A 19,982-nucleotide genomic window follows, 5' to 3' on the forward strand; every position below is an offset into this window, starting at 1 on the left:
TTGCTGGGAATCAGGTGATCGGGGTTCGTAGAGTGGAGAGCCCGGCATTCTCTCCGTTCGTCCGGCGCCGCCAAGTTGAACACGCTTCGCGCACTCCCTGGGATGCTCGGCGAGGAGACGATCACGACACGAGCCAGATAGGCAGTTACCGGTAACCCTGCATATTCGATTGCCTCGTATTGGTCGGCGTGGGAGCCGGGGAGGCTACGTGCAACCAGTCGGACCGCAACGCTTAAGCGTCGTGCAGGTCGGACACTCGTCGGTAGACTTAGCTGCCGGCAGAAGGCGAAACATCGTGACTATCGCTTGCGGTCTGACCGCAACTACCATCTTCGCTGCCACCGCGGTGGGTCTACCGATCCCAGCGTGCGCGGACGAGTTCAACGGCATGTATTCGCTGGACAATAGCGGTGAGCCCGGAACCCTAACCACGTGGATCGCTAATTCGACATGTGGTCCCGCAGGTTGTATCGCGAACATCGCCAGTTCAAGAGGATGGGGCGGCGATGCACAGCTGGTGGACGGTCGTTGGACTATGACGGTTGACAGGCCAGACGGCACATTCTGCTTGGACGGCCAGCTCTCTGGTGCGATACAGACGTGGTCGTGGGATCCCGTAACGCTTACCGGCGAAGTAAGCGGGGTCCCAAACGGTCAAGGAGCCGGGTGCGAAGCGCCGGCCGATTCTTTTACTTTGACGAAGATCGGCTAAAGCCGCATCTCGCCCCAATGCGGCAGGCGGCGTGACACACGAAACGCTGTACCTGGGTCTCCTCGGAAGGCAACATAGTGCTCACAGTTAGGGGAGCTATGACTGCACCGCTGCAACCAACAGGTTGGTATCCCGATCCGGGCCGCGAGCCGGGCATGGCCGTGCCGCAGCCGAAGGATGATCCGTTCTACAAGTACACCGACAGCCTGGAGACCATCCTTCCGGGAACAGTGCTGAAGACTCGCCCCATTCTTTACCGCGCATTCGGTGTCCCGACATGGCTGAAGGCCACGCAGCTGCTCTACCGGTCGACCAGCCAGACCGGCAACCCCACCGTCAACGTCACCTCGGTCATTCAGCCACCTGACCAGGACGACAAGACGAAGGTGATCTCATACCAGTCCGCCTATGACTCGCTGAACCAAAACGACGAGCCGTCGTATGCGATCTCGGGCGGAGTCACGCTCGGCGGACTCGTCCCCAACGTGGAGGGGACGGTCTTCGGTCCGTTCCTCGCCGACGGGTACACCGTCATCGTCCCCGACACCGAGGGCCAGCGGGCCGACTTCGCCGCAGGCCCCGAGTACGGCATGAACACGCTCGACTCGATCCGCGCTGTGTTTTCACCGTCGTCGACCGTGGGGCTCCCGGACGATGCAAAGGTTGCGATGCTCGGCTACTCCGGCGGTGCGATCGCCACCGAGTGGGCTGCCGAGCTTGCCCCGACGTATGCGCCCGACGTCAACGCGCGCATGATCGGCGCGGCGATGGGCGGGGTGCTCGTCGATCCGGCACACAACCTGGATTACGTCGAGGGCACTTGGTTCTGGGGCGGCGTCATGCCGATGGCACTCGTGGGCATCGCGCGCGCGTTCGAGGTCGATTTCACGCCCTATCTCACCCCCACCGGCGTGACGGTCTTCAACGAGATGCAGACCACTTCGATCGTCGACGTCCTGGGCCGCTACAAGGGTCTGACTTGGCAGAAGCTGGTCATCCCCGCCTACCCGACTCCTGAGAGCCTGCCGCTCTTCGTCACGCTGGCCAACAAGCTGATCATGGGCACAGGCGGTACGCCGACCATCCCGCTGTTCATCGGTCAAGGCGCCAATGGTGAGCTCGAGGGCACGCCGGGCGACAAGAAGGACATCGGCGCCGGCGACGGCGTGATGATCGCCGGCGACGTGCGCACACTTGCCCGCGACTACTGCGCCAAGGGCACGAAAGTCCACTACGAGGAGTACGACTTGCTCGGCCACATCTCGAGCGTGGCCCCCTGGCTGCTGCACTCGATCGCCTGGATCAAGGAGCGCTTCGAAGACCTGCCGGCGCCGCAGAATTGTTCGTCGATCCACCAAGGCAACCCGCTCGAGCCGATTCCGATGCCGTCGCCACAGATCTTGTAGGACCGGCACCAGCGGCCCAGCCCAGTGGCAGCACAGTGTCCGATTCGCCCGACATGATGACTTCGAGAGATCCGGGCCTCGGCAAGGTCAACCGCGCCGCAGCGCCCTGGGCCTCCCAGCGGCATACCGGGCTGCGATCTGCAGGGGCGGCACATTCGTCGGCGATGGCACGCTGGGAACCAGGCGATCGGGATTCGTGGAGCGGTGAACGAAGCATTCTCTCCTCTCATCTGAGGCGGCGACGCTGAATACGTTGCGCACCCCGTCGACGAGGGCCGCTGGCCATGGACAACGCCGTAAGCCCTGAGGCCGCGAAGCTCAAGGGAATCGTCTCGCCCGTGGCTGGTCGCGCCCAAATTCTGGTCGTACCCGATCTCGAGGCCGGTAACATGCTGGCGAAAAACCTGATCTTCATGGCCGGCGCCGATGCCGCCGGCATCGTGCTCGGCGCGCGCGTGCCTATTATCCTGACAAGCCGGGCCGATAGCGCGCACGCCCGTCTGGCTTCGGTGGCTATAGGCGCGCTCTACGCGCACCACCTCGCGCAGGAGGACCAGCTCGGAACATCGTCATGACCGTGCGCCAGAGCCTAATTCGTCCCGCGAACCCTTTAGGGCGACCAGGCTTTCGGCGCTTGCGGTGCAGCGCTAGCACTCGGGGGAACAGATTCGAGGGAGGGTCACATTATCAGTTACGTCGTCATCGGCTGCAGCCGCGCCCGGTCGGGGTTCGCTCAGCTCGCCGGCAAGGCCCCCTGCTGAGCGGGAGTGAGCGGGCGCCTCGACGGCTACCCAGGGATGCGCCAATCAACTTGTCGGGCTTGATATCGAACTCCCCCGCCGCCATCTGGGATGCGCAGAAGGTACGTGCACGCCGGACAATCAGCGTTGTCGGCGGTGAACTGCAGCCGCCGGCAAGCAGAGATGATCCGCCTGGCTGTGGAAGGCTGCCGCCGCAACGGACTCCACTCCGGGTTGTGCGGCCAGGCGCCCTCGGACTACCCCGATATGGCCGAGTTCCTGGTCCGGGTGGGCATCGATTCAATGAGCCTCAATCCCGACACCGTGGTCAAGACAACCCGGCGGGTCCTGCAGGTAGAGCAACAAGCCGACACCGTTTCGGTACCAGTGGGGGGTCGTGACGCGGGCTTTAGTAGAGCGTCTCTGGTCCCACCGAAGGACATGGACCACTGTGGGAGTGAGGCCCCGGTCGGGCTTCTCCGGTCGGTGGCCGCCGCGCCGACGGCGGCACGAACTCCTCGGTGTGGTCGCGCACCGCTGGGCAGTTAGATCTGCGGCTGATCGACGATGTCGATGACGCGCGGCCTTCTCGCGTGATCCCGCTGGAGCCACTGCGGAACCGCGCGTCGTATTTCTGGCATGTGCTCGTGCCTGACGTGGAACCGGGGGGCGGCCCTTACCTTTCGATCCGCAAGACGGCCCGCCCGGCCTCGTCAAACCATTGGGGCTACAGCCCCGTGTCGCGGCTGACTCTATGGTGCCCGTTCACCAGCTTCTGTAGCGGCTTCAGTCGAATCGGACTGTGCCGCCAGGTTTCAGCTGTTTCGTCTGGCCGCGGCACTTGACCTCAAACGGCGCGGCGACGCCCCTCTCGGCACTGATCTGTGCGCTGCGCCCGCTGACCCACAGGTGTAACCGGTGGCCTCGGTATCGCAACGTGAACTCTAATTTGCCAAGCGATTTCGGCCACAGCGGTTCGAGTACAACCCGGTCACGGCGGAGTTCCAGCCCGGTGAAGCAGCGCTGCACGAGGTCGATTGTGCCCACCATCGCGGCCAGGTGTATCCCTTCGGCCGTGGTGCCTTTTTGGATGTCGACGACGTCTGAAGCCATCGCCTCGTTGAAGTATCGCATCGCTTGATCACGGTTGCCGCGGGCCAAAACCCAGGCGTGCACGACGGCGCTCAATGTGGAACCGTGCGAGGTGCGGGATTGGTAGTAGTCGACCGTCCTCGGTATCTGTTCGGGCGCGAAGCGGTATCCGAGCTGGCCGAAGAGATCGTACAGCTCGTCGGAAGAAAACAGGTAGAACAGCATCAACGCGTCAGCCTGCTTGGAGACCTTGTAATTGTTGACACTGTCGTTTTCGGCCTCGAGGATACGGTCGAGCCGCTGCAGGTTGTCGTATCGCTTGCGATAGCTCTCCCAGTCCAGTTCGCGCAACTGCTCGTAGCCCTCGAATTGGCTGATCACCCCGGCGTGGAACGGCACGAACATGCGTTGGCTGACATCCTGCCAGTGCTCGAGATCCTCGTCGCCGATGCCGAGCGTCTCCAGCAGGGCGACTCGGTAGTAGATCGGTATATGCTCGAGGGCCTCCATCGCGCGCAGGATCGTCCAGACCGCCATCACGTTGGTGTACGCATTGTTGTCGATGCCGTCGTAACCGCGGTCGGGATAGCCGGAATGAAATTCGTCGGGCCCGATGACACCGCGGATCACGTAGCGTTCGCGCGCCTGATCGAGCGTCGCCAGGCTCACCCAGAATCGGGCGATGTCGGCCAGCATCTCCGCCCCATAGTCGATGAGGAAGCTGATGTCGCCGCTGACCTGGTAGTACTGCCAAATGTTGTAGGCGATCGCGAGGCCGATGTGATGTGCGCGGGCGCTCGCATCTGGAAGCCACCGGCCCGAGCGCGGGTTGAGATGCATTTGCTGGCTTTCCTCGCGACCGTCGCTGCCGGACTGCCAAGGGAACATCGCGCCGGCATAGCCGGCCTCTTTGGCTGCACGGCGGGCCTCAGGCAACCGTCGATACCGGTACAACAGCAGCGATCGAGTAACCTTGGGCAGCTTGATGTTCAGCACCGGGAAGACGTACAGCTCGTCCCAGAACACGTGCCCTCGGTATGCCTCACCATGCAGCCCACGAGCGGGCACCCCAACGTCCATATCAGCGGTGTGCGGCGAAAGCGTTTGCAGAAGATGCAATTGGTGAACGCGCAGGATCCGCAGTGCGTTGGCGTCGCGGCCCATGTCGATGTTGAAGCGCTCCCATAGATGCGCCCAGGCGAACTGATGGCCACGTTCGAGCTCTGCGTATCGACCGAGGTGGTCGAGCTCCCGTTCAGCCTCCGTGGCGGGTTCCGCTATACCGAAGTCACGCCCGGTGAAGAGCGTGGCAATCTTCTCGATGGTGACGGACTGGCCAGCCGCGATGTCGACCGCGATGTCATGCCCGATCCTCGCCTGCTCCTGCATGATTCGGTAATCGGCGGCGACCGGCTCGGTGCCACGCCATACGGTATTGCGCGCCGCGACGCCGATTCGAATCTTCGACTGATTGGTTTCTGCTTCCAAAACCACCGATTCTTCCGACAATTCCCGTGTGACACATATGGTCAGATGGCGCGACGACAGGTCGCGGTAACGCTCCACGCCGGTGTTTTGAACATCGCCGTCGATCAGCGAGCGAAACTCCAGCCGTCCCGACCAGTTTTCGGCCAGCAACGTCGTTTCCATCGCGCCCACATGCTGACGGTGCATCGCGACGAATCGGCGCTGCGTCAGACTGGTCGTGCGGCCGGATTCATCGCGAAACCGAATTTCGCGGGTGAGTACTGCACGGCGCAGGTCGATGGTGACCAGATACCTCAACACCGTGGTGTCGTCGATGTCGAACCACGGACCGCCATCGATCCGGAACGTCAACGCCAGCCAGTTAGGCAGGTTCACGATGCTTTCGTTGTCGATGGCGGTGCCGGCGACTTGGTCGGTCAGCCGGTTGTAAAGACCTGCGACATAGGTGCCGGGGTAGTGAAACTGGCCGGCGCGCGACTCCGGCGCGGATCCGCGGACCGCGAAGTAGCCGTTGCCCAAGGTGCACAACGCCTCGCGCATGCGCTCGTCTCGCGGATCATAGCCCCCGTACGTCATCGTCCACGGATTGTTCGAGGTGTCCTGCTCGGCGGCGAGCTGCTCGGAGAGCCGTTTGACGGACCGGCGCACGGCAGTCGGGTTTTCGAGGGCGAACCGCGCCGACGACCGTCGATCCCCATCCTCGCCGTGGCGCACGATGATTCCGACACCGTTGTGACGCACCGCGTCGAAGGCGTCCTCGTCGGTGAGGTCGTCACCGACGTAGATTGGGAAGGTCGGTCCCGGGCCCTCGACTTGCTCAAGGATCCACTCCACCGTTTTGCCCTTGTCCCAGTCCAGGTTCGGTCGCAGCTCGATGACCTTGCGCCCGGACGTCACCCGCAGGCCGTTGCGCTGTCCGATGACCCGCACCGCAGTGGTGACCTCTGCAACCCGCTCGGAGGCAACGTTGCGGTAATGCACGGCGACGGAGAACCGCTTGCTTTCCACCAGGACACCGTCGATGCCCGACAACCGATTGCTCAGTTCTGCCGCGGCGTGCTCTAGCACGTCGACGGCCGCGATGGCTTCATCGTTCTGATGATGCGTGCCCTCGGGTGCGGTCAGCTCGAAGCCGTGGCTTCCCGCATACCAGATGCCGGACAGGCCAACGCGTGCCCGAATGTCCTCCAGGGCGCGACCGCTCAACACGCCCACCGGGCAGTGCTTCGCCAATGACTTCAACGCGTCGGCCATCCCGGGGATCAGCGTGGCGGCGCCGGGGTCGCTGACGATCTCAGACAACGTGCCGTCAAAATCGAAGAGCACCACGGGTTGCCGCATCGCGATCATGATGGACATCTCTCCGTAAGAGTCGAGCACGTCCGGCAGGGCCGACATCTTTTCGTAGCCGGTTGCCACCCTGACGGCCACGAGATCCAAAACCACCGCGTCGGCCCCGGACTGAAGCAGCTCCTCGCCGTGATCGGTGCGGTCGACGCCTATGACGAGCGCGAATCCGCCGTCACGCCCAGCGGCCACGCCGGCCTCCGAGTCCTCGGCGACCACGCATCGATCCGGACGGACCCCCACCCGCCTGGCTGTTTCGAGCAACACCGCGGGATCGGGCTTGCCGGGCAGCCCGAGCTCCTTGGCGACCACGCCGTCGACGCGAACCGGAAAGAGATCCGCGATCCCGCCAGCCCGCAGAATATGTTCGCAGTTGCGGCTGGCCGAGAAGACGGCCGTGCCGATGCCCAGCTGCTGTAGTTGCCGCACGAGCTCGACGGTCGACTCGAACACCCGCACGCCGGAGGCCAACCGATCGAGAAACAGCTTCTGTTTGCGGTTGCCCAGGCCGCATATGGTGTCGTCGGTGTCGTCCGTCTCGACGCCCCACGGCAGCGAGATTCCACGGGACTTCAAGAAGTCCGCCACCCCGTCATACCGCGGTTTGCCATCGACGAAATGCCGATAGTCCGCGTCGGTGAACGGCGCGTGATCCTCGCCCTGTGTCTCGGGCCGGGAGGCGAGATAGACGTCGAAAAGCGCCGTCCACGCCTCCTGATGGATCGATGCGGTGTCGGTCACCACACCGCCGAGGTCGAAGATCACCGCGTCGTGATAGCGCGGGTCGATAGTGATGGGCAGCTTCATGGCCAGCGTCCCTTGCATTGAATTAATGGGTCCACGCTGAGCGCGCCGCAACGCGTTGGGCGAGACGACCATATCGCCGTTGAGGCACCACTCCGCAAGGGCTGGACACGGACTGAGGACCAATGGCCAACCACTTGGTGACCTATGCCCCCTGAGAACCGTGTCTTCCGGGCATCCGGGTCACCGGGAAGCGGTGATGCTCAACCACGTGGCCGTTGAAACGTCTTCCAGCCGGATGACTTTGGCGCACGCGGCCAGCCGTTCTCGGCAGCCCCTCGAACGGTTCTGGTCGACACCAGGGACACCCCGGGTACGGCGAGACAAGTTTGAATCCCGCGCCGCGTCGAAGGTCGCGGTCTGCGCATGACCATCTGCGGCGCCCGGGATTTCGCCGAACACGCCCACGCGACCATCACCGACCCGATAATTAACAGGGAAAGTCATCCGTGTCCTGGGCCCGACCCGATTGGCCGTTGCCCCACTCAGTCGAAGGAAAACCAATGCCCACCGTCGCAGACTTCCTGCCGACTGCCCCTTCCCGTGACAAGGTCGTCAGCGCCGCCGAGGCCGTTCGCCTGATCCGCGACGGCGACACCGTCGCCATCGAAGGCTTCGGTGGTGAGTGCTTCCCGGAGGAACTGACCATCGCCCTCGAGCAACGCTTCCTCGCCGACGGTGCTCCACGGGATCTCGGCATCGTCTTCGCCGTCGCGCAAGGCGACCGCAGCGGCCGCGGACTCGACCGCATCTGCCACCCGGGGCTGCTAAGCCGCGCCATCGGCGGGCACTGGGGAATGTGCCCGGCGATCCAGAAACTCGCCTTCGAGAACAAAATCGTCGGGCACAACCTGCCGCTAGGCGTTCTGGCGCAACTGTTCCGCGACACCGCCGCCGGCAAACCCGGACTGTTAACCCACGTTGGGCTCGGCACGTTCGTTGACCCTCGGCACGGCGGCGGCAAGGTCAACGAGCGAACGACGGAAGACCGCGTCGAGTTGCTCACCCTCAGCGGTATCGAATACCTCTTCTACAAGGCGCTGTCGCTCAATGTCGCCTTGCTGCGCGGCACCACCGCCGACCCTGACGGCAACACCACCATGGAAAGAGAAGCTCTCACTCTGGAAGGGCTATCGATCGCCACTGCCGTCCATAACTCCGGCGGCCTGGTGATCGTGCAGGTCGAACGGCTCGCCAGCAGCGGCTCACTCAACGCGCGCGAAGTCAAGATTCCCGGCGTGCTGGTCGACTGCGTCGTGGTCTCGACACCGGACCACCACTGGCAGACCTTTGGCACCGTCTACTCCCCCTCATTCAGCGGCGAAGTTCACGTACCGCTGCGCGCGACGGCACCCATGCCGCTCGATGGACGAAAGGTCATCGCTCGGCGTGCAGCGCTCGCGCTGCACGCAAACAGTGTCGTCAACCTCGGCATCGGCATGCCCGAAGGCGTCGCCAGCGTCGCCAGAGAAGAACACATCCTTGACTATCTGACATTGACCGCCGAGCCCGGTGTCATCGGCGGGATGCCGGTCGGTGGCTTCGACTTCGGCGCCGCGGTCAACGCGAACGCTGTCATCGACCAGCCCTACCAGTTCGATTTCTACGACGGCGGCGGTCTCGACGCCGCATTTCTCGGCATGGCCCAAGCCGACCGCCAGGGCAACATCAACGTCAGCCGATTCGGACCGAGACTCGCCGGCTGCGGCGGGTTCATCGACATCAGCCAGAACGCCAAAGAAGTCTTCTTCCTCGGGACCTTCCTCGCGCCGAGCCGCACCCATGTCCGAGAGGGCCACATCGTTGTCGACCCGACCGCCGCCGCGCCGAAGTTCATCGACGCAGTCGAACAACGCACCTTCAGCGGCGCCGAAGCCGTCAAGACCGGCCAGCCCGTGCTCTACATCACCGACCGCTGCGTCTTCCGCCTGACCGATAAGGGCTTACAGCTCACCGAAGTCGCACCCGGTGTGGACATCGACAAAGACATCCTCGCCCACATGAGCTTCGAACCCATCATCGATGACGAACCGATCCTGATGGATCCGCGAATCTTCACCCCGGAAAAAATGTGCTTGAAGGAGCGCATGCTCTTCGTCCCGCTCGACGCGCGTTTCGCCTATGACGCCAAACGGAACGCTTTCTTCCTCAACATGGAAGGAATCACCGTCACCACGGCCGCCGAGGCCGAGGCGATCCGTTCTGCCATCGAAGCCCGCCTTGTCGAGGTCGGTAAGAAGGTCCATCTCGTCGCCAACTACGACAACTTCTCCCTTCCCAACGACCTCTACGACTTCTATGCGGCGTCGATCAAGGACTTCGCCGACCGCTTCTATCTGTCTGCGAGCCGCTACACAACGAGCTCATTCATGCGCCTCAAACTCCACGACCAGCTCGCCAGCCGCGGCGTGGCACCCCACATCTACGAAAGCAGGACCGAAGCAATTGCGAGCCTTTCGTCATCGTGCCGGTGATACCGCGCGATGACGGAGGAGGCGGAGGCGTCATCTGTTGTCTCCTCTCGTCACACAGGGCCGGGTGGCCGCTGCTGGGCTGGATCGAGGACGCCGGTGGGCGGCAGGGTCGGGAGGAGAGGACCAGGCGCTTGTGGTGTTAGGCGGCGAGGTAGCGGTAGAGCGTGGCGCGGCTGACCCCAAGGTATTTGGCGATGTCCTTGGCGGTGTGGCCGTCGGCCTTCATCCGCTTCGCGGTGGTGATGTGCTCGGCATCGGAAACCTTGCGGGGCCGACCGAATGTGGTGCCGTTCGCCCGCGAGGCCGCCCGTTTAAGCGCAGTGCGCTCCTTGATCAGCTCGCGTTCATACTCGGCTAGGGAACCGAGCACCCCAATCATCATGCGGCCCGCAGCGGTCGAGGAGTCGATGCCGTCGGTGGTCGACACCAGGGTGATGCCCTGGTCGGTCAGTTCCTTGACGGTCTGCAGGATGTGGATCATGTTGCGCCCGAGCCGGTCTAGCTTCCAGACCACTACGGTGTCGCCGGGGCGGAGGTAGTCCAGCAGGGCAGCCAGGCCGGGACGGTCATCACGAGCGCCGGACATGGTGTCGGAGAACATCTTGGTGACCCCGGCCGCCTCCAGTGCGGCGTTCTGCTGATCCAAGGTCTGGGCGACGGTACTTACCCTGGTGTAGCCCACACGCGCGCCACCAACCCGCAAATCCATTTCCAGTGAATTTCCCCGTCCCACAACTACTTCAACGCTTATTACGAGACACCTATTTCTGAGACAAACAATTGAGACATCCCGACCATGGGAAACGCCGACGGCAGATCCGCCTCAATCGGTGTCTCAGATGTGGTCTATTTCGAGGCAGCGCTCAGTTTGTTCGGGCCTGGTCGATTTGGTCGTAGGCGTAGGTCGCCATCGCGGCGATGGTCATGGTTTCGCCCCTGCGGGCGAGCGATTCGTCGGTTTGGTCGCCGAGGACATCGCGGAGGTGGGTGATCAGGGTGTTGAACTCAGCAAGCATTGCGGTGTAGGGGATGACGGCGAACCCGGCCATGGTGGCAGCTAGTTCGTAGCGTCCGAGCCGGTCGAACACGGCGGCGAGGATCGAGACGGCGCCGCGCACCCCGGCGGTGTTGCCCGCGTCGTGGTAGGTGCGGATTGCCAGCGTGATGTAGTCGAGCGCGACCAGCGCGTCGCCCTATACGGCCTCGAGGCGGCACAGACTGCCCGCCAGGAGTGACTCGGTGAAGCGGTTGCCGCTGTCCTGGGCGATCACCAGGCCCCGACGCAGGGCGTCCAGCGAGGCGACGGGATCGGCACCGCAAGAAAGCCTGCGCCTGTGGTTCGCACTATCGCGGTCCCGCCACGACAACGGTCCTAGGCTTTCGTCAATGACGCCGAAAAACCTCGACACGATCCGCGCCTACTACAAGGCCAGCGATGAACTCGACTGGGAGACCGCCGGCCGTGCATCGGGCCCGGCTATGTGTGGATCGATCATGTCACCGGGCTTACTGCCCGATCAGAGGCTGAACTTCATGAGGCCCAGGAGGACGCCTCGGCCTATAGCAGCGCCCGCTACGACATAGAACAGGCCTTCGAGGCAACGAACGGTGCAATTATCATCCAAGGACGCCATACCTGCACACTTGCGGGACCCTGGCGCGGGATGGAAGCGACCGGCCGAACTGTCAGTTTTCCGTTCTGCGCGATCTTCCGCTTTGACGACGACGGGTTGATCGTTCAAGAGGAGCAGTACTACGACATGCACTCCGTGCGAAGGGAACTCGGATACTGATCCGCCAGTGGGCGCATTGAGGCCAGTTCTCTTTATGCGCTTGATCGGCTCCTGGTTTGGCGAGGAACTCGTTGAGGTTTGCCATCGCGGGCCATGTGGTGGTGGCTGGCCGATGAGGGGCTGTTGGTCAATCCAAAGACGGCGACTAGCTCACCAACCCCAGCTGTTGCATCATCGCGAGGTTGTCTGCGAAACCCCATCGCTCGACTGCCTGACCGTTTTCGAAGCGCAGGATGCCGAATGTCGGTATATCGATTCTCCGGCCGGTCGGGGGTATCCCATAAAGCTCGCCACGATGCGTTCCAGTGCTGCGCCCATAGGAAACCGCGAACGCGTCTTCGGCGATGACGAAGTCGAGGGGGTTGCGATAGTCGGGAAAGGCTGAACGCATCATCTCGACGCTTGCTCGATACCGGGCACGACCGCTTCCCTCGAGACCCGCGAGGTCAACGTGATCGACGAGGTCCTCCGCGATGAGCTCGTCGATGAGATCTAATCGGCCGTTGTTCCAGATCTCATCAGTGATACGCCACATCAGCGCCTTCGAATCCTCGGTTGTCGCCATCGCCGTTCCTCTCCCGCAAATGGCTGGCCTTAACGGCTATACGTTAGGTGCCGACAGGTCCGCGGGGATTTGATTCGCCACATAGCGTCGGCACATCCGTGGCAGGCAGCCCCGACTCGCGCTTCAAGTTGAAGTGGCCCCGCGTTGGGCGGCGCGAACTGGCTCCAGGCTGTTGGTCGGTGATTGTCTCGCTCTGGTTGTGCTTCGGCCGGCTTAGATCTGCGCGCTCACGGGTCGTAGATACGCGTGCGACCGGCTGTAATCTGCGCGTTTGCGCTGATGTTTTGCCGCACACGGTGGCCACATGCTGGCTAGCATGAGCGAGATCGACCGACGCGTGGACCTGCCGCCGGTGGACTGGAGCGATCTTGGCGTGAGCGGGCTTTTGCCGACGGGAACGGCGACGCTGCTTTTGGCTGACGTCGAGGGTTCGACGCGGCTGTGGGAGACCCAGCCCGAGGTGATGACCGCCGCCGTCGCACGCCTCAACCAAACCGTCTCCGAAGTCATCGCCGCCTATGGCGGGGTGCGGCCGGTGGAACAAGGCGAAGGCGACAGTTTTGTGGCGGCGTTCACCCGCGCCAGTGACGCGGTGGCCTGCGCGCTGGAGTTGCAGCGGGCACCGCTGGCCCCGATCCGGCTGCGGATCGGGGTGCATACCGGTGAGGTGCAGTTGCGCGATGAGGGCAATTACGCCGGTCCGACCATCAACAGGACCGCGCGGCTGCGCGATCTGGCGCATGGCGGCCAGACGGTTTTGTCGGGTGCGACCGAGGTCATGGTGGTCGATCGGCTCCCGCCCGATGCCTGGCTGACCGATCTGGGCACTCACCCGCTGCGCGATCTGCCCCGCCCAGAGCGGGTGGTGCAGCTATGCCACCCCGACGTGCGAGTCGAGTTCCCGCCATTGCGTACCCCTAAAACCATTGGTGCGCATAATCTTCCGGTGCAACTCACCAGTTTCGTCGGACGCGCTGCAGAGATGCGCGATGTGTGCCAGCTGCTGGCCGATAACCGGCTGGTAACCGTGACCGGAGCCGGCGGCGCCGGGAAGACCCGTCTCGCCGTTGAGATCGCGGCTCGCATCGCGCCAGAGTTCCGTGACGGTGTTTGGTATGTCGATCTGGCGCCGATCGCCCATCCGGCCGTGGTGCCGGTGACGGTGGCGCGTGCATTAGGTCTGCCCGACCAACCGGGCCGCTCGACGATGGATACGCTGGTGCGGTTTGTTCGCGACCGTCAGATGCTGGTGGTTCTGGACAACTGCGAACACCTGCTCGACGCGAGTGCCGAGCTGGTCGTCGCTTTGTTGGGTGGGGCGCCGAGGCTGATAGTTCTGGCAACAAGTCGTGAGCCGATCGGTGTAACAGGCGAAGCGACGTGGCGGGTGCCGTCGCTGTCGCTGACCGACGAAGCCATCGAGTTGTTCGCCGATCGCGCCCGCTTGGCTCAGGCCAACTTCGCCATTACCGACGACAACGTCGCCACGGCGACGGAGATCTGCCGCCGCCTCGATGGGATACCGCTGGCCATCGAACTTGCGGCGGCGCGGGTGCGCGCCCTATCTCTAGCCGAGATCCTCGACAGCCTGCATGACCGGTTCCGGCTATTGACCGGTGGTGCGCGGACCGCGGTGCGCCGCCAGCAGACATTGCGCGCCTCGGTGGATTGGTCGCATGCGCTGCTGAGCGAACCGGAACGGGTCTTGTTCCGCGCGCTGGCGGTGTTCCTGGGTGGCTTTGATCTTGATGCCGTGCAAGCTGTCGCGGGCGGTGGGGATGCGGAGCGCTACCAGGTGCTCGATCAGCTCACTCTGCTCGTCGACAAGTCGCTAGTGGTCGCCGAAAACACAGGTGGTCCAACGCGATACCGGTTGCTTGAGACGGTTCGTCAATACGCGTTGGAGAAGCTCGGCGAGTCCGGCGAAGCTGACGCCATGCGGTCGCGTCACCGCGATCACTACACGGCGATGGCGGCGCTGCTCGACGCATCGGCGCGCAGTGATTACGACCAGCGTGTCGGACAGGCAGATGAGGAGATGGACAATCTGCGAAGCGCTTTCGGGTGGAGCATCGAAATCGGCGACGTCAGTCGCGCGTTGGAGCTGGCATCGTCGCTGCAGCCGCTGTGGCTGTCTCGCGGCCGCATCCAGGAAGGGCTGGCCTGGTTCGATGCCGTTTTGGGCGACGACAACGTAAGTCAGATCGGGATAGCGCCTCCCGTGCGCGCCCGCGCGCTCGCCGACAAGGCCGTGCTAGACGAACACGTCGGTGTCTACAACATGGCTGACGCCGAACAGGCGCTGGCGCTCGCGCGCGAACTCGATGATCCTGCTCTGCTCGCTAGAGCGCTCTATGCCTGCGGCAGCGCGGTGGTTTTCAACTCCGAAGCGGCTCGGCCGTACTTCGCCGAGGCGATCGGCCTGGCCCGCGCACTGGGTGACCGGTGGAGGATGAGCCAGATCCTCTGCCAGCAGGCTCAAGGGGCGTTCATGGCGGGTGACCCGGTCACGGTGTGCACGACCGCCGAAGAAGGACGCGAACTCGCCGACGCCATCGGTGACCGCTTCGATTCGCGGCAGTGCCGGTGGCGCCTCGCCGGCGCACAGCTGATGCAGGGGGATCTGATTGGAGCGATCGCACAGTTCCGCGCGGTGCTGGCCGAGGCCGAGGCCGATCACGACGAGTTGTTGAAGGTCGTCATCATGATCATGCTTCCCCACGTGCTGGCATACCTCGGTGACGTCGGTGAGGCTCGGGCCGCGGCTGAAGCGGCTATCGACTCCGGCGGGGACGTCGGCGAGCTCTATGTTGGTTCCGGCTACATGGCGTTGATTGCCGCGGCCCTGGCAGCCGGTGACAGCGCACTCGCGGCGAGCGCGGCTGAGGCCGGCTGGGCTCACCTCAGCCGCTATGGCGAGATAGCGGCGATAGACACCGTGCACATAGCTGAGGCGGCTCTGGCGCGCGGTGATCTCACCGCGGCGCGACGCTTTGCGGACGACGCCGTCAAGGCAATGACCGGCTGGTGGCTGGCGAAAGCGCTGACGACGCGTGCCCGGGTCCTGATCGCGCAGGAAGTCCCGCAGGAGGCCGAAAGGGACGCTGTTGACGCGCTCGCATGCAGTGCCGGCGTGAAAGCGGTCCTAGAGGTTCCCGACACCCTTGAGGTGCTCGCGGGCCTGTGTGGCGATACGGGTAGACAACGCGAAGCGGCCAGGCTCTTCGGCGCCGCAGAGGTGATCCGCCATCGCACCGGCGAGTGCCGCTTCCAGATCTACCAAACGGGATACGAATCTTCGGTGGCGGCGCTTGTCAACACAATGGGCCAGGAAGATTTCGACGCCGCGTGGGCCGAGGGGGCAGCCCTATCCACCGAGGAAGCAATCGCCTACGCGCAGCGCGGCCGCGGCGAACGCAAACGACCCAGCAGCGGTTGGGCATCCCTTACCCCAGCGGAGCGCGACGTGGTGCGACTGGTCAGCGAAGGACTCGCCAACAACGACATCGCCACAAGGCTTTTCGTTTCACCGCGCACCGTGCAAACCCACCTCACCCACGTCTACACCAAACTCGGACTGACTTCCCGGGTGCAGCTCGCCCAGGAGGCAGCCCGCCACGCCTGATCGAAAGGAGTGCGCAATGCCCGTTATCGACCTGAGCCGCAGGGCCGCCGCGTGAGCGAAGCGGTTCCCGTCGCCGCGTTTCAGGTCGGGTGTTCGAGTTCTGCTCGGGCTTGGTCGATTTGATCGTAGGCGTACGTCGCGATGGCGGCGGTGGTCATCGTCTCACCCTTGCGGGCGAGCGATTCGTAGGTCGCCTCACCGAGGACGTCGCGGAGGTGGGTGATCGCGGTGGTGATTTCGGGGAACGCCGCAGCGGCGATGGGACTCAGCGCGAAGCCGGAGATGGTGGCCGCCGGTTCATAAAGTCCGAGCCGGTCGAAAAGAGCGGCGAGGATGGCCAGCGGGACGCGGATCGTGGTGGTGTCGCCCGCATTGTGGTAGTTGCGGATTGCCAGAGTGAGGTGATCGAACGCGGCCAGCGTGTCGCCGTGTTCGGCCTCAAGTCGTGCCAGAAACACCGCCAGCGCTGACGCTTGGGCGCGGTTGCCGCTGTCTTGAGCGATCACCAGACCCCGGCCGAGGGCGTTAAGCGCCCCGACGGGATCTGCGTCACCGAAAGCCAAACCGTAGGCACCGAGCGCGAACGCGAGCAAGGACGGGTTGGCTGTTGCCTCCGCAGCCTCGATGAGGCCATCCGCGGAATCCATCGCCTCCCCGCCGGAACCAGCCACTGCAAGGGCGAGAACCAGCCATGCCCGGATGTGGACGTGGGTGTCGCGGCGGCGTGCGAGCTGTGCGCGGCACCACTCGGCCAACCGCTCGGGCTGCCCGAGGGCTAGGTTTACACCTCCAAGCAAGGCGTCGGAGCCGTACGGCGGCGCCTCGCGGCTCCTGCCGAGAACGATCTGGCCTGCGTCGCTGTAGCCGACAGCCGCCTCGATCCGTCCGGTCGTGTAGCACAGCGACGCGATCACATACAGGAACGCCAGCCGCGGGTGGTCGACGGTGCGGGCGGGCTCGATCAGCTCTTCGGCCCAGGCTATCGGCTCAAAGGTTTGGACCGCAGCGCCGAGCCACCCCGCATAGCTGGCGAGGGTGGCGGCGGCATCCAGATCGCCGTGGTCGGCGGCCCAGCGAAACGCGGTGCGCAGGTTAGCCAGCTCGGTGGTGAACCAGGTTAGGGCCTGTCGCTGGCGGGGGCTGTCCCACAGGGCCAGGATGTCGGCTTCGCGTCCGGCGAAGTAGCGCGAGTGGGCGGCCCGAATCTGGGATGCTTCGCCGCGGGCGACGAGTTGTTCCTCGGCGAACTGGCGGATCGTCTCCAGCATCGAAAACCGGGTCCGCCCCGAAGAACGGTCAGCGACCAGCAGCGACTTGCGCACCAGGGCATCGAGCAGATCGAGGGTGGCCAAGTCATCATCGGAACTAATGATGGCGCAGGCACTTTGCAGGTCGAAACCGCTGGCGAACACCGAACAGCGTTCCAGCACGGTCTTTTCGGCGTCGTCGAGAAGGTCATAGGACCACGCCACCGCGTGGCGCAGTGTTTGGTGGCGTGCCAGGCCGCGCCGCGAGCCCACCAGCAGCCGGAACCGCTGATCCAGACGATCACGCACCTCGAGCGCGGTCATGGCCGCCATCCGCGAGGCGGCCAACTCGATGGCCAGCGGGATCCCGTCCAGCCGACGGCAGATTTCCACCACCGCGGCAGCCTCATCGGCGTTGGCCACCGAGAAGCCCGGCGAAACGGCTTGTGCACGTTCAATGAATAGGGAGACCGCAGCAGAGTCGATTCCCGCGCCGACATCCAGCGAGGGCACCGGCCACAGTTGCTCGTCGGCGACCCGTAGTCCTTCGCGGCTGGTCGCCAGAATCTTGACGGTCGCCGAGTGCGCCAGGATCGCCTCAACCAAACCGGCTGCGGCGTCGAGGACGTGCTCACAGTTGTCGAACACCAACAACCGGACTCTGCCCTCCAACGCGGCCGCGACACTGTCAGCCACACTCTTGCCCGGCTGTTGGATGATGCCCAGCACCGCGGCCACCGCGTCGGACACCGCCGCCGGATCGGCGACCGCGGCCAAGTCGAAAAACCACACCCCGTCCGGGAATCCATCGCCGAGCCGCGCCGCGACTTCCAGCGCCAGGCGGGTCTTGCCGACCCCACCTACCCCGGTCAGCGTGACCAACCGATGAGCTTTCACCGCGGCTTGCAGCTCGGCGACCTCGGACTCGCGCCCGATGAAACTGGTCGCCGCACGCCGCAAGTTGCCCGGGCTTGTGTCCAGCGCCCGCAAAGGCAGAAAATCCGCCCGCAGTCCGGGTGCTCGAACCTGGAACACGCCGACCGGCGTCGGCACGTCACGCAACCGTCGCGGCCCCAGATCGAGCAGATCCACTCCGCTGAGCAGACCCGCCGTCGACTCAGCCACCAGTATCTGACCGCCGTGCCCGGCGGCCATCACCCGTGCGGCACGGTTGAGCACCGCGCCGAAGTAATCCGCCCCGCGCAACTCGGCCTCGCCAGTCGCGATGCCCATCCGCACCGGCAATTCCAGTTTGCGCTGCGCGGCTATCGCGGCATCCACCGCTGCCCTTGGTGACGAGAATGCCGCGCACACACCGTCGCCGGTGTGCTTGAACATGAAACCGCCGTGCGTCTCAATCGCAGAGCGCAACACCTCGTCGTGCGCTGCTAGCGCGGCCCGCATCTCATCCGCGTTCGCCTCCCACCGACGAGTCGACCCCTCAACATCGGTGAACAAAAACGTCACCACCCCGGAAGGGGCGGCTGCAGCAGACACGCTCACAGGATTTCACAAGAGCGCACTCCCACCTCGAACATCGGTGGAATCGGTCCCGTCATCGCGGGTGAGGTGGCGGGGGTACCGCCCGCCCACAACTAGTTGCCGCCCTTGATTGCCCGCAGGGGCCGGTTGCTTAAAGGTGAACCCCCAACCGTGGAACGGTACCAGTAACCCACCCTTCCCCACACCGTGCGCCGTCATGACGGCAGCGCAAACGCCACCCTGGAGTAACGAGTGGCCGAAAGTCCCTACTTTGCTTGTGTCGCGCCGGAGTTGAATGGTCACGGTCCCCAAGTCCCGCCAGGAGAAGAAGATCAATCCGCTCGGCGGAAAACCGGGGGCCGAGAGAACACCGACACAAAGGAGTGATCGTGGCAAGTCAGAATGTCGAGATTGCCAAGAAGGGGTATGCCGCGTACGCCGCGGGAGACATCGAAACGGCCCTAAACGACTTCGATGACAACATCGAGTGGTCCATACCCGGTAACAGCAAGCTCGGCGGCACGTATCGCGGCAAAGGCGAGTTCATGGAATTTTTAGGGAAGCTCGCTGAAAAGTCCTTCACCACAACGCCTGAGCGAATCCTCGGCGAGGGCGATGACGTGGTCGTCATCACCAAGGTCACCGCTGGCGGGGAATCCGCACTCCAGGCCGATGTGTTGACCTATCGCAATGGCAAACTCGTGAAAGCCGTGAGCATCGGAGACACTGCCATGCAGGAAAGGGTCTACGGCAAGAAGTAGCGACTACAGGAGTCTGTAGGTGGCTGGGAGGCGGCGGGTACTGGCCATACCAGCCCGCAGATCGCCAGGTGCCCGCATTCGAACCGGTAGGTCTGGGTTTGCAACAGGTTTAGCTCGCCGGTTCGTACATCCTTTCCCGTAATGCGCGATGTCTCGACGCCCGGGTCGGTATCGTGAATCAAGGCCAAGAGATTCGCTAGCACGCGTCCGAACGTGAGCGAACGGCAACCGCGCTACCCGGCACGGTGCCTTTCGGATCTTCACCAGCCAGCAGGGCCCGGCTGCCTCGGGAATGTACGTGGCGGTGGCGGTTGGCCCGCTAGTGGTCACGGTCGTTAGTTCGTCGGGGGTCTAGGTCCAGGCGGTGGGGTCGTTGAGGTAGAGGCCGCAGGCGGTGTCGAGAGCGTCTTCAGGTGAGCCACCCATGAATCCTGTAGGTAGGAACG

At 64.1% G+C, this 19,982-nt stretch carries 11 protein-coding genes and 2 pseudogenes; 8 read left to right on the plus strand and 5 right to left on the minus strand.

Annotated features, from left to right (window positions below; genetic code table 11):
* Positions 1 to 810: 810 nt before the first annotated feature.
* The 4 genes and pseudogenes from ACLP4W_RS25815 to ACLP4W_RS25830 all read left to right on the plus strand — a co-directional run.
* Positions 811 to 2,118 carry a lipase family protein gene (locus tag ACLP4W_RS25815; protein WP_442390232.1) on the plus strand — a complete coding sequence of 436 codons (1,308 nt, stop codon included), beginning with the start codon at positions 811 to 813 and terminating at the stop codon, positions 2,116 to 2,118.
* A 284-nt stretch (positions 2,119 to 2,402) separates the two neighbouring features.
* Entirely contained in the window at positions 2,403 to 2,693 is a 291-nt protein-coding gene (locus ACLP4W_RS25820; RefSeq protein WP_442390233.1) for a phosphate acyltransferase, read from the plus strand.
* A 345-nt stretch (positions 2,694 to 3,038) separates the two neighbouring features.
* A pseudogene (locus tag ACLP4W_RS25825) lies at positions 3,039 to 3,224 on the plus strand (putative PEP-binding protein); the annotation flags it as partial.
* Positions 3,225 to 3,370: 146 nt separating this feature from the next.
* Positions 3,371 to 3,703 (plus strand): annotated as a pseudogene (locus tag ACLP4W_RS25830) (hypothetical protein); the annotation flags it as partial.
* Here the strand turns inward: ACLP4W_RS25830 and otsB are convergent.
* Positions 3,645 to 7,592, minus strand: a complete 3,948-nt coding sequence (otsB, locus tag ACLP4W_RS25835) for a trehalose-phosphatase (RefSeq protein ID WP_442390234.1) — start codon at positions 7,590 to 7,592, stop codon at positions 3,645 to 3,647. The pseudogene ACLP4W_RS25830 and the gene otsB sit on opposite strands and share 59 nt — an antisense overlap.
* Positions 7,593 to 8,092: 500 nt before the next feature.
* Between otsB and ACLP4W_RS25840 the strand changes: the two genes are divergently transcribed.
* Positions 8,093 to 10,063, plus strand: coding sequence for an acyl CoA:acetate/3-ketoacid CoA transferase (locus ACLP4W_RS25840; protein WP_442390235.1), 1,971 nt, complete (start codon positions 8,093 to 8,095; stop codon positions 10,061 to 10,063).
* A gap of 139 nt (positions 10,064 to 10,202) precedes the next feature.
* Here ACLP4W_RS25840 and ACLP4W_RS25845 read toward each other — a convergent pair whose 3' ends face one another.
* Both ACLP4W_RS25845 and ACLP4W_RS25850 read right to left on the minus strand, forming a co-directional pair.
* Positions 10,203 to 10,772: a recombinase family protein gene (locus ACLP4W_RS25845; RefSeq protein ID WP_442390236.1), complete on the minus strand. Its 570-nt coding sequence runs from the start codon at positions 10,770 to 10,772 to the stop codon at positions 10,203 to 10,205.
* A gap of 154 nt (positions 10,773 to 10,926) precedes the next feature.
* A complete protein-coding gene (locus ACLP4W_RS25850) occupies positions 10,927 to 11,181 on the minus strand; it encodes a hypothetical protein (protein WP_442390237.1) in 255 nt (84 codons plus the stop codon).
* A gap of 348 nt (positions 11,182 to 11,529) precedes the next feature.
* On the opposite strand from ACLP4W_RS25850, the gene ACLP4W_RS25855 reads away from it, so the two are divergent.
* Complete coding sequence (locus tag ACLP4W_RS25855; protein WP_442390240.1) at positions 11,530 to 11,856, plus strand: ester cyclase; 327 nt, start codon at positions 11,530 to 11,532, stop codon at positions 11,854 to 11,856.
* A gap of 145 nt (positions 11,857 to 12,001) precedes the next feature.
* On the opposite strand, the gene ACLP4W_RS25860 is transcribed toward ACLP4W_RS25855, so the two are convergent.
* Entirely contained in the window at positions 12,002 to 12,421 is a 420-nt protein-coding gene (locus ACLP4W_RS25860; protein ID WP_442390238.1) for an ester cyclase, read from the minus strand.
* Positions 12,422 to 12,794: 373 nt separating this feature from the next.
* Between ACLP4W_RS25860 and ACLP4W_RS25865 the strand changes: the two genes are divergently transcribed.
* Positions 12,795 to 16,046 (plus strand): helix-turn-helix transcriptional regulator, encoded by a 3,252-nt coding sequence (locus tag ACLP4W_RS25865; RefSeq protein WP_442390241.1) that lies wholly within the window; start codon positions 12,795 to 12,797, stop codon positions 16,044 to 16,046.
* Positions 16,047 to 16,126: 80 nt separating this feature from the next.
* Here the strand turns inward: ACLP4W_RS25865 and ACLP4W_RS25870 are convergent, their stop codons facing one another.
* Entirely contained in the window at positions 16,127 to 18,796 is a 2,670-nt protein-coding gene (locus tag ACLP4W_RS25870) for an ATP-binding protein (RefSeq protein WP_442390239.1), read from the minus strand.
* Positions 18,797 to 19,161: 365 nt separating this feature from the next.
* Here ACLP4W_RS25870 and ACLP4W_RS25875 point away from each other — a divergent pair, with 365 nt between their 5' ends.
* Positions 19,162 to 19,536, plus strand: coding sequence for a nuclear transport factor 2 family protein (locus tag ACLP4W_RS25875; RefSeq protein WP_442390242.1), 375 nt, complete (start codon positions 19,162 to 19,164; stop codon positions 19,534 to 19,536).
* The last annotated feature ends 446 nt before the right edge of the window (positions 19,537 to 19,982 follow it).

This window comes from Mycobacterium sp. (assembly GCF_052145595.1).
Classification (GTDB): Bacteria; Actinomycetota; Actinomycetes; order Mycobacteriales; family Mycobacteriaceae; genus Mycobacterium.

What these genes read in the sequence shown, in the direction of transcription:
- ACLP4W_RS25815 (WP_442390232.1), top strand. Translation starts at nt 811, where the DNA reads ATGACTGCACCGCTGCAACCAACAGGTTGGTATCCCGATCCGGGCCGC.
- ACLP4W_RS25820 (WP_442390233.1), top strand. Translation starts at nt 2,403, where the DNA reads ATGGACAACGCCGTAAGCCCTGAGGCCGCGAAGCTCAAGGGAATCGTC.
- otsB (WP_442390234.1), bottom strand. Translation starts at nt 7,592, where the DNA reads ATGAAGCTGCCCATCACTATCGACCCGCGCTATCACGACGCGGTGATC.
- ACLP4W_RS25840 (WP_442390235.1), top strand. Translation starts at nt 8,093, where the DNA reads ATGCCCACCGTCGCAGACTTCCTGCCGACTGCCCCTTCCCGTGACAAG.
- ACLP4W_RS25845 (WP_442390236.1), bottom strand. Translation starts at nt 10,772, where the DNA reads ATGGATTTGCGGGTTGGTGGCGCGCGTGTGGGCTACACCAGGGTAAGT.
- ACLP4W_RS25860 (WP_442390238.1), bottom strand. Translation starts at nt 12,421, where the DNA reads ATGGCGACAACCGAGGATTCGAAGGCGCTGATGTGGCGTATCACTGAT.